Source organism: Proteobacteria bacterium CG1_02_64_396, from assembly GCA_001872725.1.
In the GTDB taxonomy this organism is placed as follows: Bacteria; Pseudomonadota; MNWR01; order CG1-02-64-396; family CG1-02-64-396; genus CG1-02-64-396.
In genome coordinates this window covers 1-12,192 of record MNWR01000014.1, presented here as the reverse complement: position 1 = coordinate 12,192, position 12,192 = coordinate 1, and the positions used below count along the sequence as shown (strand labels likewise).

Annotated in this window: 12 protein-coding genes; all 12 read right to left on the bottom strand. The window is 62.3% G+C overall.

Annotated elements, in window-relative coordinates; genetic code table 11:
• Positions 1-363 precede the first annotated feature (363 nt).
• The gene (locus AUJ55_01470; protein ID OIO61048.1) at positions 364-2,238 is read right to left on the bottom strand and encodes a Fe-S protein assembly chaperone HscA; all 1,875 of its coding nucleotides are present in this window, start codon (positions 2,236-2,238) and stop codon (positions 364-366) included.
• 187 nt (positions 2,239-2,425) lie between these two features.
• Positions 2,426-2,959, bottom strand: coding sequence for a hypothetical protein (locus AUJ55_01465; protein OIO61050.1), 534 nt, complete (start codon positions 2,957-2,959; stop codon positions 2,426-2,428).
• Positions 2,960-3,168: 209 nt separating this feature from the next.
• On the bottom strand, positions 3,169-3,498 hold the full coding sequence (gene iscA / locus AUJ55_01460) for an iron-sulfur cluster assembly protein IscA (GenBank protein ID OIO61047.1): 330 nt from the start codon (positions 3,496-3,498) through the stop codon (positions 3,169-3,171).
• Positions 3,499-3,501: 3 nt separating this feature from the next.
• Positions 3,502-3,888: a Fe-S cluster assembly scaffold IscU gene (locus AUJ55_01455; GenBank protein ID OIO61046.1), complete on the bottom strand. Its 387-nt coding sequence runs from the start codon at positions 3,886-3,888 to the stop codon at positions 3,502-3,504.
• Positions 3,889-3,981: 93 nt separating this feature from the next.
• On the bottom strand, positions 3,982-5,199 hold the full coding sequence (locus tag AUJ55_01450) for an IscS subfamily cysteine desulfurase (GenBank protein ID OIO61045.1): 1,218 nt from the start codon (positions 5,197-5,199) through the stop codon (positions 3,982-3,984).
• Positions 5,200-5,278: 79 nt separating this feature from the next.
• Complete coding sequence (locus tag AUJ55_01445) at positions 5,279-6,346, bottom strand: hypothetical protein (GenBank protein ID OIO61049.1); 1,068 nt, start codon at positions 6,344-6,346, stop codon at positions 5,279-5,281.
• An 80-nt stretch (positions 6,347-6,426) separates the two neighbouring features.
• Entirely contained in the window at positions 6,427-6,909 is a 483-nt protein-coding gene (locus tag AUJ55_01440; protein ID OIO61044.1) for a hypothetical protein, read from the bottom strand.
• Between the two features lie 295 nt (positions 6,910-7,204).
• Entirely contained in the window at positions 7,205-7,945 is a 741-nt protein-coding gene (locus AUJ55_01435; protein ID OIO61043.1) for a serine O-acetyltransferase, read from the bottom strand.
• Between the two features lie 138 nt (positions 7,946-8,083).
• Positions 8,084-8,491, bottom strand: a complete 408-nt coding sequence (locus AUJ55_01430) for a hypothetical protein (GenBank protein ID OIO61042.1) — start codon at positions 8,489-8,491, stop codon at positions 8,084-8,086.
• Entirely contained in the window at positions 8,488-9,060 is a 573-nt protein-coding gene (locus tag AUJ55_01425) for a CDP-diacylglycerol--glycerol-3-phosphate 3-phosphatidyltransferase (GenBank protein OIO61041.1), read from the bottom strand. Before AUJ55_01425 ends, AUJ55_01430 begins: the two co-directional genes overlap by 4 nt.
• Before the next feature lie 210 nt (positions 9,061-9,270).
• A complete protein-coding gene (locus tag AUJ55_01420) occupies positions 9,271-11,088 on the bottom strand; it encodes an excinuclease ABC subunit C (protein ID OIO61040.1) in 1,818 nt (605 codons plus the stop codon).
• Positions 11,072-11,803 carry a hypothetical protein gene (locus AUJ55_01415; protein ID OIO61039.1) on the bottom strand — a complete coding sequence of 244 codons (732 nt, stop codon included), beginning with the start codon at positions 11,801-11,803 and terminating at the stop codon, positions 11,072-11,074. Before AUJ55_01415 ends, AUJ55_01420 begins: the two co-directional genes overlap by 17 nt.
• Between the last annotated feature and the right edge of the window lie 389 nt (positions 11,804-12,192).

Below are 12,192 nucleotides of genomic sequence, written 5' to 3'. Positions count from 1 at the left end.
CTAGGAGTCTGTCGGACTTGAGATCGTCCTACTCGGCAATTGCTCCTGCATTGCTCTACCTCCTGCATCCATGCAGTCGTGCGCCTGCGGGTAATCGGTCCAAATTTCCCCGGTTTTTCGTCACATAGTCACCACTATGATCCTCAAAACCGTGAAAATTTGGCCTCGATTCCCCACTCGGCTCGCTACGGACGCTCAAGTCCGACAGGCTCCTAGGCCCTTCGACAAGCTCGGGTGAGCGGGGTGGTTGGCCTGGGTCATCGGCAGTGTTCACGAGGTTGCAACCAGGCCATGCAAGCACCACCACTGCGGGATGACCCCCTCACCCCGACCCTTTCCCCCCCAGTGGGGTCGAGGGGGATTTTATTGGAGATCGTCAACGCTCTTCCCAGCCAAGGCCGAAGTGATGGTGCGATCCATGCGGCGCTGGGCAAAAAAAGTGGAGGCCCGATCAAACGCCTCCATGGCGCGGTTGATGGCGCGGTGTTCGCTGCCGTCGCGCACTTGAACGAGGTCCTCAATGGCCTTTTCAAGCTGGGCGATCTCGTCGAGCGAGAGCAAATCCGAATCGCTGGCCATCGCCGCCTGCAGGGCGTTGATGACCCGGTCGGCATCAACCCGCGCCTCGGTCAGCAAACGGGCCTCCATGTCGTCCCCGGCGTGGGCCAGCGAGTCGCGCAGCATCTGCTCGATCTCCGCCTCTCCCAAACCGTGGGCGGGCTGCACGGTGATGGTCTGCTCGATTCCGGTGGTCTCTTCCCGAGCAGCCACGGTTAACAGCCCGTCGGCATCGACGCTGAAGGTCACCCGGATGCGGGCCGCCCCCGCCACCATGGGGGGGATGCCGCGCAGAACAAAGCGGGCCAGGCTGCGGTTGTCGGCCACCATCTCCCGCTCCCCCTGCACCACCTGAATGCTCATGGCGGTTTGTCCATCGATGTAGGTGGTGAACTCTTGCCCTCGGGCGACCGGGATCGGGGTATTGCGCCGGATGATCTTCTCGGTGATCCCCCCCATCGTCTCGATGCCGAGCGACAGCGGCAACACGTCGAGCAGCAAGACCTCTTCGTTGCGACCGCTGCCGATCAGAATATCGGCCTGGATCGCCGCCCCCAAAGCCACCACCTGATCGGGGTCGATGTCGGCCAAAGGCTCGCTCCCGAAGAGTTCGGCAACGAATTGCCGTACCCGAGGCACCCGGGTCGAGCCCCCCACCAGCACCACCCCATCAATATCTTTTGGCTGTAACCCCGCGTCTTTCAGGGCCAGTCGGCAGGCAACCCCGGTCTTGGCGACCAGCGGCTCGATGTAGATCTCGAACTCGTCCCGGTCGAGGGTGCGCAGGTAGACCCCGCCGTCGGGCATGGGGATGCGAAGATCGACCTCGTCATGCTCGCTCAGGGCAACCTTAGCGCGGCGGGCGTGTTCTTGGAGCACCCGCAAAAAGCGGGAATCGTCGTTGGGGCCGCCACACTCCTCAAGCAGCGCATGAGCCAACGCCTGATCGAAATCGTCCCCCCCCAGCGCCGAGTCTCCGGCGGTGGAGAGCACCTCGAACACCCCGTCCTCTAAACGCAGAATCGAGACATCGAAGGTGCCGCCCCCTAAGTCGTAAACGGCAAACAGCCCGTTTTGCTTCTTGTCCAGGCCGTAGGCGAGCGCGGCGGCGGTCGGCTCGGCGAGCAATCGCAGCACCTCAAGCCCCGCCACCCGGCCTGCGTCGCGGGTCGCCTGACGTTGGGCGTCGTCGAAATAGGCGGGGACGGTAATGACCACCGCGTCGAAGCTGCCGATCTGCTCGAAAGCCACCGTTTTGAGTTTTTTGAGGATCTCGGCGCTGACCTCGACCGGGGAGACCACCCGCTCCCCTACCTGCACCCGAACCATTCCCCCCTCCCCCTCGACCAACGGGTAGGGAGGCACCTTGCCAAGATGGCCGATCTCATTCTTCGAGCGCCCCATCAACCGTTTGATCGAAACCAAGGTGCGGGAGGGTTCGGTTTCAAGATGGGCATAAGCCTCACGCCCAGCCACCACCGTCCCCTCTTCGGGGTAATAGACGGCGCTGGGGACGATGACCTGGCCTTGCGAATCAGGAATGGCGACCGGGGTGCCGTCGTCGGGACGAACCACCGCAATCAGGGAGTTGGTGGTGCCCAGATCAATCCCCAACGCAACCCCTTTTTGGTGGGGGTCGGCGCTTTGTCCCGGTTCGGCGATGTCGAGCAGGATGGACATGGGTGGCCTTTTCTTTTTGGCAGTAGAAACAGTGGCAGAGGATGAACCGAACGGGTTCATTGGCTCACCCTTCGACAAGCTCAGGATGTGCGGGTGTTTAATGGTCAACAAACAAAAAGCCGCTCATCCCGAGCCTGTCGGGGGATGTGCGGCTCAATCTCACCCGCCCCCCACAAACACAAAACCCTCAATCCCCGATCAGCCGCTCGCGCATCATATCGACCTCTTCGATAAAGCGGCGATGGTACCGAATCGCCTCCCCCGCTTTGAGGATCTCCTCGGCGTTGGCAACCGGGGCGCTCAGCCGCGCCGTGATGGACGCCTGGGCCGCATCCACATCGCCCTCGGCCTGGGATTCCAGGTCGAACAACAAGGCCTGGGGATCCGAGCTCTCAGGGGCCTCGACCAGCGCCTCTTGCCGCTCCATCACCGTCATCAACAGCATGGGGTCGTGGGGGCATTTTTCGGGGATTTCGACGCCGGCCCGGCGCAGCAAGGCGTGGGAACGCTCTACCGGATCGCTGAGTACCTTCAGGGCATCGTGTAGAGCTGCGGTTCGCTCCATGCTGATGCGCCGTTCGGTGGGGGAAGCGGTGGCGAAGCGGTCGGGATGCCAGCGGCGGGAGCGCTCAATGCGGGCCCGGGTGATGGCGGCGGGGGGTAGATCGAAGCGGGGTTCAAGTCCCAGTAAAACAAAGGGATCGACCTCTCCCGGAGGCAGCGGCAGCAGCTTGCCGCAGGCGGGGCAGAGGTCGTCTTGAGGCTGGGCCGAGGTGTCGCCGCAGTGCGGACAAATCTTTTTTGCAGTCATCCCCAAAAACCTATTAAGGCGCCTGAGCAGCTTGGGCGATCATCGCGAGCCGAAGGGGGAACAAGGGGCCGCCTAAACAGAGGCGCAGCAGGTCGAACACGTTGGGCAGGTGCCTTCCGTCAAACCGCGAAGGACTCGCCGCAGCCGCAAGCCCCTTTTTCGTTGGGATTCTTGAAGACAAAGCCGCTCTTCATAATCCCGACCTCCATATCGATCTCGGTGCCGTCGATGTAGAGAAGGCTCTTGGGGTCAACAAAGACCTTAACCCCGAAGCTCTCGAAAACCGCGTCGCCCTCTTGGGGGTCGTCAACGTATTCGAGCACGTAAGAAAGCCCCGAGCAGCCGCTGGTTTTGATTCCAACCCGGATCCCCTGAGTCGTCGGCTTGCCCCGACCGTCGATCATCTTTTGCGCTCGTGCAGCGGCGGTTTCGGTCATGGTGATCGCCATGGCTTACCCCTGTTTCTTCTTTTTGAAATCCTCGACCGCCGCCTTGATGGCGTCCTCGGCCAGAACCGAGCAGTGGATCTTCACCGGCGGCAAAGCCAGCTCCTCGGCGATGTCGGTGTTTTTAATCTGCAACGCCTCGTCCACCGTTTTGCCCTTGACCCACTCGGTCACGAGCGAGGAGGAGGCAATGGCGCTACCGCAACCGAAGGTTTTGAACTTGGCATCCTCGATCACCCCGGCGTCGCTGATTTTAAGCTGGAGCTTCATCACGTCGCCGCAGGCGGGGGCGCCAACGATGCCGGTGCCGACGCTGGCATCGCTCTTATCGAAGGAGCCGACGTTGCGGGGGTTTTCGTAGTGATCCATCACCTTATCGCTGTATTGGGCCATGATGGGCTCCTTTGTTTTTAACATTCATAGGCTTACGCCCGTCGCTTCATGTGTTGAGGTGTTGCTGTTCAAGCAAGCCGTAACGCTTTGAAATCAATGACCTTCGGCCCACTGAATCGAGTTCAGGTCGATCCCCTCCTTCACCATCTCGTACAGGGGTGAAAGTTCACGCAGCCGGGTGACGGTCGCCACCACCTTTTCGATGGCGAAATCGATCTCCTCCTCGGTGGTGAAGCGGCCAATACCAAAGCGGATTGAGGTGTGGGCCAGCTCGTCTTCCAGCCCCAGCGCCTTGAGCACATACGAGGGCTCCAAAGAGGCCGAGGTGCAGGCCGAACCGGAGGAGACCGCAAGATCTTTCAGACCCAGGATCATCGCCTCCCCCTCAACGTAGGCGAACGAGATGTTCAGGTTGCTGGCCAGACGGCGCTCCAGATTGCCGTTGACGAAAATCTCATCGAGCTGGCTGGTGATGCCGTCGAGCAGCCGTTGCCGCAGCCGCAGCAGACGGGCGTTCTCTTCGGCCATTTCGCGCACCGCGATCTCAACCGCTTCGCCAAACCCGGCAATCGCGGCGGGGTTCAGGGTGCCGGAGCGCATGCCGAACTCGTGGCCGCCGCCGTCCATCTGGGCCACCAAACGAACCCGCGGGCGGCTGCGCCGCACGTAGAGGGCGCCAATCCCCTTGGGGCCGTAGACCTTATGCCCCGAAAGACTCATCAGGTCGACGTTCATCGCCTCGACATTGATAGGGAGCTTGCCCAGCGATTGGGCGGCGTCGGTATGGAAAAAGACCCCCTTTTCGCGGCAGATGGTGCCGATGTCGGCGATAGGGTTCACCGTTCCGACCTCGTTGTTGGCGTGCATGATCGACACCAGGATCGTGTCGGGGCGGATCGCCTCGGCGACCTGCTCCGGCTCGATGATCCCGCTGGGGCCGGTGGGCAGGTAGGTCACCTCATATCCCTTGGATTCGAGCTTGCGGCAGGTATCGAGCACCGCCTTGTGCTCGATGGCCGAGGTGATGATGTGTTTGCCCTTTTCGGCGTAGAACTCGGCCACCCCCTTGATCGCCAGGTTGTCCGATTCGGTCGCGCCGCTGGTGAAGATGATCTCTTTGGCACTCGCCCCCACCCCATCGGCGATCTGCCGACGCCCCTTTTCAACCGCCTCGGAGGCGGCCCAGCCGAAGGGGTGCGATTTCGAGGCGGGGTTGCCGAAGACCTCGGTCAGGTAGGGCATCATCACCTCCAACACGCGGGGGTCGAGGGGGGTGGTGGCCTGATAATCGAGGTAAATCGGGGTCTTCATGGGTCAATCCTCCAGCGGAAGGAGTTGTTTTTAACGTATAAGAAGCATTGGTGACTGCGGATAAGCCAGGAGCCAATCCTCATCCGCCTCGTAATGCGGCAATGATGCCCGGTAATACCCGACTAAAACGATCAAGTTCCCCGGATGTGGTCTCGCGCCCCAAAGAAATGCGAATCGAACACTTGGCCGCCTCTTGCGAAAATCCCATGGCCTGCAACACCGGCGAGGGTTTCACCGCCCCGCTGGAACAAGCTGAACCGGAGGATACGGCAAAACCGGCCAGGTCAAGCTTCATGAGCAGGGTTTCGCCATGGATTTGCGGCATCACCCAGCAGGTGGTGTTGACCAGCCGGGGGCTCCCCTGCCCCGCCACGATTAAACCAAGGTCCAGCGCCAAGCGGTCGAGGTCGTCGCGCCAGGCGGCGAGTCGAGACAGGTCATGATCCCCCTGCCCTTCGACCAACGCCAACGCCTTGGCAAACCCGACGATGGCGGCCACGTTTTCTGTTCCGGCGCGGCGCCGCCGTTCGTGGGGGCCGCCGACGATCTGCGCCTCGATGACGAGCGGTTTGCGCAGCACCAGCGCCGCCGCCCCCTTGGGACCATAGATTTTATGGGACGCCAGGGTCACAAGATCACCCGGCAGATCCGCTAGCTTGCCTCTTTGTTTGCCAGGCCACTGCACCGCATCGACATGCAGCAACGCCCCCGCTTTGGCCACCAGCCCGGCCACCTCGTCCAAAGGCTGAATCACCCCGGTTTCGTTGTTGGCCGCCATGACGCTGACCAAATCGGTGGGGGTTTGCAGGATGCGGGCGAGGTCTTCCAAGTCGACCTGACCCGAGCTGGTCGCGCCGATCACCTCGACCGCGATTCCCAAGCCACGCAGACGCAGCGCCGCCTCCAGCACCGCCGGGTGCTCCAAGGCGCTTACCGCGACGCGGCGGTGTTTCATGCGAGGAATGAGCCCGGTCAGGGCCAGATTGTCGGCTTCAGATCCGGTGGCGGTAAAGACGACCGAACCGGGGGCGACGCCGCAGCGGGTGGCGATGTCCAGCCGTGCCTCGTCGAGTCCTTGCCGGGCCAAACGACCGGCCCGATGCACGCTGGAGGGGTTGCCGCAGCGCTCCCGCCAGTAGGGGGCCATCGCCGCCAACACCCGGTCATCGACCGGGGTGGTGGCGTTGTGGTCGAAGTAGACGTAGTCGGACACGTACAGTGTGCCGGTCAGCGAGCGGCGTTGTGTTCGGCGGCGGCCAACTCTTTTTGGGCATTGAAGGGGTGGTACAACTCGACAGCGGGAAAGGATTCGTCGAGGACATCTTGCAGGGTGACGTGTTCGAGGTAGTCGTAGATCCGCTCGCTCAGACTCATCCACAACGCGTGGGCGTTGCAGCGCTCCCCATCGCGGCAGCCGCCTTCGCCCCCCGCCTCGCAGCTGGTGGTGCGGATCGGCTCGTCGACCGCCCGGATGATCTCGGCCACGGTCACCAAGGAGGGATTTTGAGCCAGGGTGTAACCGCCGCCGGGGCCGCGCACGCTCTTGACCAATTTCTGGCGGCGCATCTTGCCAAAAAGCTGCTCAAGGTAAGAGATACTGATCGACTGGCTGGTGGCGATTTCGGCCAAACTGACCGGGCGGTCACTGGAACGGCAAGCCAGATCGACAAGGGCGGAAACGGCGTAGCGACCTTTGGTGGTCAATTTCATGGGCGGGTACCCCTCTGTACGGCGCGAATAGAAATCCGACTGCACCGAAAGGGTACTTTTCCGAGTGAAACAGTCAACTAAATAACTGACTTCGGGGTGGGGGGATTTGAAGCGAGGGGCGAGAAAAGCAAAAACAGATTTCACTCAAAGCTGCGAAGAGCGCGAAGAAAGGCAAAAACCCCGATTTCTAAAAGCGCCCTTGCTCTTTGGAGGGCCACGCTCCGTCGCGTCCTGATTGCTTCGGCCACCAGCGGCCACGACGAAGCGTGGCCCTCCAAAAAAACTCGGGATTGCCCTAAATCCCCGCCCCATCGACAAATCCATCGTCCAAGAACTGACGGATTTCATTGTCGCAGCTCAAGGCCTGGTCTGCGATGGCACTCTCTTCCTCCCCCTCCCCTTCGAGCTTGCGCACCTTGTTGTCAAGCACATGCAGATGTTCGAGCAGGCATTCGATGGCGCGGGCGACCGGATCGGGCATGTCTTGGTGATCGAGGTCGATTTCGGGGTGCAGGCGGCTGCCGCGCTGGGCGACGATACGGCCGGGAATCCCGACCACCGACGAATGGGTCGGCACATCCTTGACCACCACGGCGTTGGCGCCGATGCGGCTTCCCTCGCCGATGGTAACCGGACCCAAGATCTTGGCCCCCGCCCCCACCACCACGTTGTCTTGCAGGGTGGGGTGCCGTTTCTCTTTACGCCACGATGTCCCCCCCAGGGTGACGCCGTGGTAGAGGGTGACGTTGTCGCCAATCTCGGCGGTCTCGCCAATCACCACCCCCATGCCGTGATCGATGAAGAAACCTTTACCGATGGTGGCGCCGGGGTGGATCTCGATGCCGGTCAGCCAGCGGCCGATGTGGCTCAAAAAGCGGCCCGCCCAAAACCAACGGCGCACCCACAAGCCGTGGGCAACCCGGTGGATGGCGATGGCTTGTAGGCCGGGGTAGCAAGTGAGGATTTCCCACAGGGAGCGCGCAGCCGGATCCCGTTCGGCAACGGTTTTTTCCAGCTGACGCAGCGATTCAAGCATGGGGATGCCTTTCAGACGGATGAACGTTTGTTGCGGTGTGCCAGGAGGTGGATGGACCGTGTTGATCCACCCTACCGCACATCAAGGCATGGTGGCGTAGGGTGGATCGGCGCATCCACCACCAACCCCACCACGACCCTACCGGGTCAAATCGGCCACCCACCCCTCGGGATCGGGGACCAAAAAAACCACCTTATGGACCGGCAAATCCTGCCGCCCGTGTTGCAGATCGACCTCGACCCCACCCTCGACCGCCCGAATCTCGACCGTCGATGCCAGCTTGGCCCGCTCCACCATCATGAAGGTACGCCCCATCAGGTGGATGGCCAGATGCTGCTTGGTGAGGATCACGCCCCCAATGGCCTTGCGATCTTTCACGTTGCCCCCCATGCCTACGGTGATGCGCAGCTTGGCCAAGGGTTTGTCGCGCAGCAGCCCCTCGGGGCTCATCTTGGCCTTGAGCATGCCGTGCTGCATCCGGTGCATGAGCATGAAGAGGATGTAAAAACAGGCCAACGCCAGCAGCAGGTAAAACAAGGCATTCATCGGTTGGAAGACTCTTCGGTAGATTCAGACTCAGGATCCTGGAAGGTAGCGGCCATGTATTGGTAGCCCGACACCAGGGTGAGGATGGCGGCGATCCACAGGCAGATCACCCCGACCGTATGGGCGTTGACGAGGCCCAGATCAACGTGCAGCAGCAGGGCACCGATGGCCAGCATTTGAAAAGCGGTCTTCCACTTGCCCCACCACGAAACCGGAACCCCACCTTGACCGGCGGTGACCTCGCGCAGGGCCGAAATGGCGATCTCGCGGCCAATGATGATCGCCACCAAAATCGGATTGGCCCGTCCGTCGGCGACCAACAGAATCAAGGCGACCGCCACCACCAGCTTGTCGGCGACCGGATCGAGGAATTTGCCGAAGTCCGAAACCAGCCCGTCGCGCCGGGCCAGGTAACCGTCGATCCAGTCGGTCACGCCCATAAAGAAGAACAGGATGCAGGGAATCCAGTACCCATAGGGGGCTGGAAGGTAGAAGCAGACCACCATCAGAGGGATGGCGGCGATCCGACCCATGGTCAATTTGTTGGGAAGATTCCAATGGACGCGCATGAACTTGGTGCTCTATCTCTTCAATAAGAAAGAATAATTACCTGAATAGCGGACCGTTTGGTGGGCCTTGATCCTGCCCTTTTGGGGTAAGCTGGGCGGTGTGATAACCAACCGACGCCAGGCTTAAAAGCCGGATCGCCCCGAGCCACCGTTTCAATCGGCCATCAACCCTCCTCGACCCAAGAAAGGGCCTCCCCCCGACGATCAAGCTCAAGACAGCGCCTCTTTAATCGTCTCGGCCAGGGTCCGGTGGATGCCGGGAACCTCGCTCAGTTCCTCGACCGAGGCGCCCGCGACCCCCTTGAGACTACCAAATCTTTGCAGCAAAGCCTTCTTCCGCTTGCCCCCCACCCCGGCAATGACATCGAGGGGGGAGCGCTCCATGACCTGTTTGCGCTGTTTGCGCTGGAAGGTTACCGCCTGATGGTGGGCCTCGTCGCGCACCACCTGGAGCATGTGCAGCACCGGATGGTGGGGCGGTAGCTCGATGGGCTCTTCAAGGTCGTTCAAAAAGAGCTTTTCGCGCCCGGCGTTGCGGTCGACCCCCTTGGCGATGCCGACCGGCAGAATCTGCGACAGCCCCGCCTCCTCTAAAATCGCCACCGCCACCCCGAGCTGCCCCTTGCCGCCGTCGATCAACCACAGGTCGGGGGCCTGCTCTTCAGTCTCTTTTAAATGACGGGCGCGGCGCTCCAACACCTCTTTCATGGCGGCGTAGTCGTCCCCGCCCCCCTTGGATTTGATCTTGTACAGCCGCTTGAGATCGCGCCGCACCCCGGAGGGGTCGAAGACCACCTGGGCCGCCACCGTCTGGGTCCCCCCCAGGTGGGAGATGTCGAAACACTCGATCCGCTCGGGGGTGTCGCCCAAAGCCAGGATCTCACCCAACCCTTCAAGGGCCGCCAGCGCCTTGGCATCCTGACCGATGCGCTGTTGCAGAAAATTCATACACCCTTCGCGCAGCAGCGCCATCCACTGGGCAAAAGCGCCCCGTTGCGGGATGCGTATCGTCACCTTGCCGCCCCGCTGGGTTTCGAGGTAGTCGATCCCCTCGGCCACCGCCGCCACCCCCTCCTCCCCCGCCATCAGAATTTCGGCGGGGGGGCGGTGGTCGTCATAGAAGGCGCGCAGGGCGGCGGCGAGGATCTCGTCCAGATCCTCTTCAATGGCCAGTTTGGGTTCGATGTAGCGGGCCCCCAGGTGGATGCCGTCGCGCACCATCGAGCGCCCCACCACCCAGCGCTCCCCGACCCTGGCCCAGGCGATCAAATCGGCGTCCCGACTTCCCGCCGCCATCGATTCCCGGCTTTCGACGATGCGATTCAGCGCCTGCATCCGGTCGCGCAGCCGCGCCGCCTGTTCGAAGGCGTGGCGCTCGGCCTGCGCCCACATCTGCACCTCCAGCTTTTTGCCCCACCCCCCCGCCCCCTTGCCGCTGAGCAGTCCGATCACCCCCTGCACCTGCTCGCCATAGGCCGACTCGTCCACCAACCCGACGCAGGGGGCGGTGCAGCGGTCGATCTGGTGTTGCAGGCAGGGACGGGTACGCAACCTGAAGGTGGAATCGGTGCAGGTGCGTACCTGGAAGATCCGCTCCATGTCTTTAATCACCGAGCGGACCGCCACCGCGCTGGGGAACGGCCCGAGCAGCTTGCCCCCCACCTTACGGCTGCCGCGATACAGGACCAACCGGGGAAAGGGGTGGTCGCTCAGCAGCAAATAGGGGTAGGACTTGTCGTCCTTGAGCATGACGTTGTAGCGGGGCTGCAACGCCTTGATGAGGTTGGCTTCAAGCAGAAAGGCCCCCGCCTCGGTTTGGGCCAGGGTGACCTGAACGTCGCAGACATGGCCGAGCAGGGTTTGGGTGCGGGGGGGGAGACGGTCGCGGTTGAGAAAGTACGAACGGACCCGGCGGCGCAGGTTTTTCGCCTTGCCGACGTAGAGCACCTCCCCTTGGGCCGAGAGCATCTGGTAAATCCCCGGCCCCTCGGGAAGCGCCTTGATCCGCTCCTCAAGGGGTGTCGGCATGGGGCGGGTTCTCGCAGCAGGGATGGGGACCGGAGCAGGTGTTGGTGGGGCGCGCGGCGGAGATCGCGATGCGGTTGCGCTCGCGCAGCGACATTTTCAGCGGCAGGGGGGTGGTGGCCCAGTCGGTTTTGACGGTGCCGATCACCGCCACCGACCCCAGCAGAGGAAACCAGCGTCGCCCGATGTGCTCCCAGGTTTCAACCCATTTGGGGCGATCGATGCTTTGCAGCGGCGGGGCAAAAAGGACGAGTTGCCCCTCGTTCAGGGCAAACCCCGCCTCGGCGGTGAAGTGGCGCAAATTGGCCAGTGTAAAACCGGCCCGCCCCTTGGCTTCGCGGCGGCGGTGCCACAGGCGGCGCAGTGCCCAAAGGCTGGGAACGTGGTAAGAGATCAATACCAGCCGCTGACCGGGACGCAGCACCCGGTTGACCTCGCGCAGCATGCGAATCGGCAGGGCGAGGTCTTCGAGTTTGTGGAAGACGACCACGAGTTCGAAGTGGTCGGCGGGGTACGGCAGGATGGTTCCGTCTTCAAAATCGCGAATCAGCTCGACCCCCCCGGCATGACCCGACGGCAGCGCCAGGGTGTGGTCGTCGCCGACCCACAGCATCCGCTCCCCTGGTGCCAGGCGCAGGTAGGGAAACAGGGCGTCGGCCACCACTTGACGGTAGATGCGGCGCAGCCGCTCGTAACGTTCGAGCATGCTCAGGTGCAAGGGTCACCTCAAAGGTCTGCGATCGGGGGCGTCATGATACTCCGGCATGGCGAGGGGACCAGCCGGGAGGGGCGGATGGGCCGCTTATAGGGGCAAACGCCATAAAGAACAAAGCTTGAATCGGCAGGTAAAGCTGATTTACTCAGATGAAAACCTGGGGCTTCTTGCTGGTACTTCCAACCAAGTCACCGCTTTCCGCTTCCCGGTCAGGGGTGGGCGCTGCTGGGTGGGGTTGGTTGGAGCAAGACCTTCCCCTCCCAGGGGGAGGTTGGGTGGGGGTACTGCGGTTCTACAACCCGACTGCCCCAGTTGCACTGCGTTCGCTTGCGCCATCTGCGCACGAAAAGAGTTCCCCCCCCCAACCCCCAATTGCCCATAGACCCCCAAGA

Excerpts from the sequence above, each read along its gene's own strand:
- AUJ55_01450 (OIO61045.1), bottom strand. The coding sequence starts at position 5,199 with ATGAAGACCCCGATTTACCTCGATTATCAGGCCACCACCCCCCTCGAC.
- AUJ55_01470 (OIO61048.1), bottom strand. The coding sequence starts at position 2,238 with ATGTCCATCCTGCTCGACATCGCCGAACCGGGACAAAGCGCCGACCCC.
- AUJ55_01455 (OIO61046.1), bottom strand. The coding sequence starts at position 3,888 with ATGGCCCAATACAGCGATAAGGTGATGGATCACTACGAAAACCCCCGC.
- AUJ55_01435 (OIO61043.1), bottom strand. The coding sequence starts at position 7,945 with ATGCTTGAATCGCTGCGTCAGCTGGAAAAAACCGTTGCCGAACGGGAT.
- AUJ55_01440 (OIO61044.1), bottom strand. The coding sequence starts at position 6,909 with ATGAAATTGACCACCAAAGGTCGCTACGCCGTTTCCGCCCTTGTCGAT.
- AUJ55_01445 (OIO61049.1), bottom strand. The coding sequence starts at position 6,346 with ATGGCCCCCTACTGGCGGGAGCGCTGCGGCAACCCCTCCAGCGTGCAT.
- AUJ55_01420 (OIO61040.1), bottom strand. The coding sequence starts at position 11,088 with ATGCCGACACCCCTTGAGGAGCGGATCAAGGCGCTTCCCGAGGGGCCG.
- AUJ55_01430 (OIO61042.1), bottom strand. The coding sequence starts at position 8,491 with ATGAATGCCTTGTTTTACCTGCTGCTGGCGTTGGCCTGTTTTTACATC.
- iscA (OIO61047.1), bottom strand. The coding sequence starts at position 3,498 with ATGGCGATCACCATGACCGAAACCGCCGCTGCACGAGCGCAAAAGATG.
- AUJ55_01425 (OIO61041.1), bottom strand. The coding sequence starts at position 9,060 with ATGCGCGTCCATTGGAATCTTCCCAACAAATTGACCATGGGTCGGATC.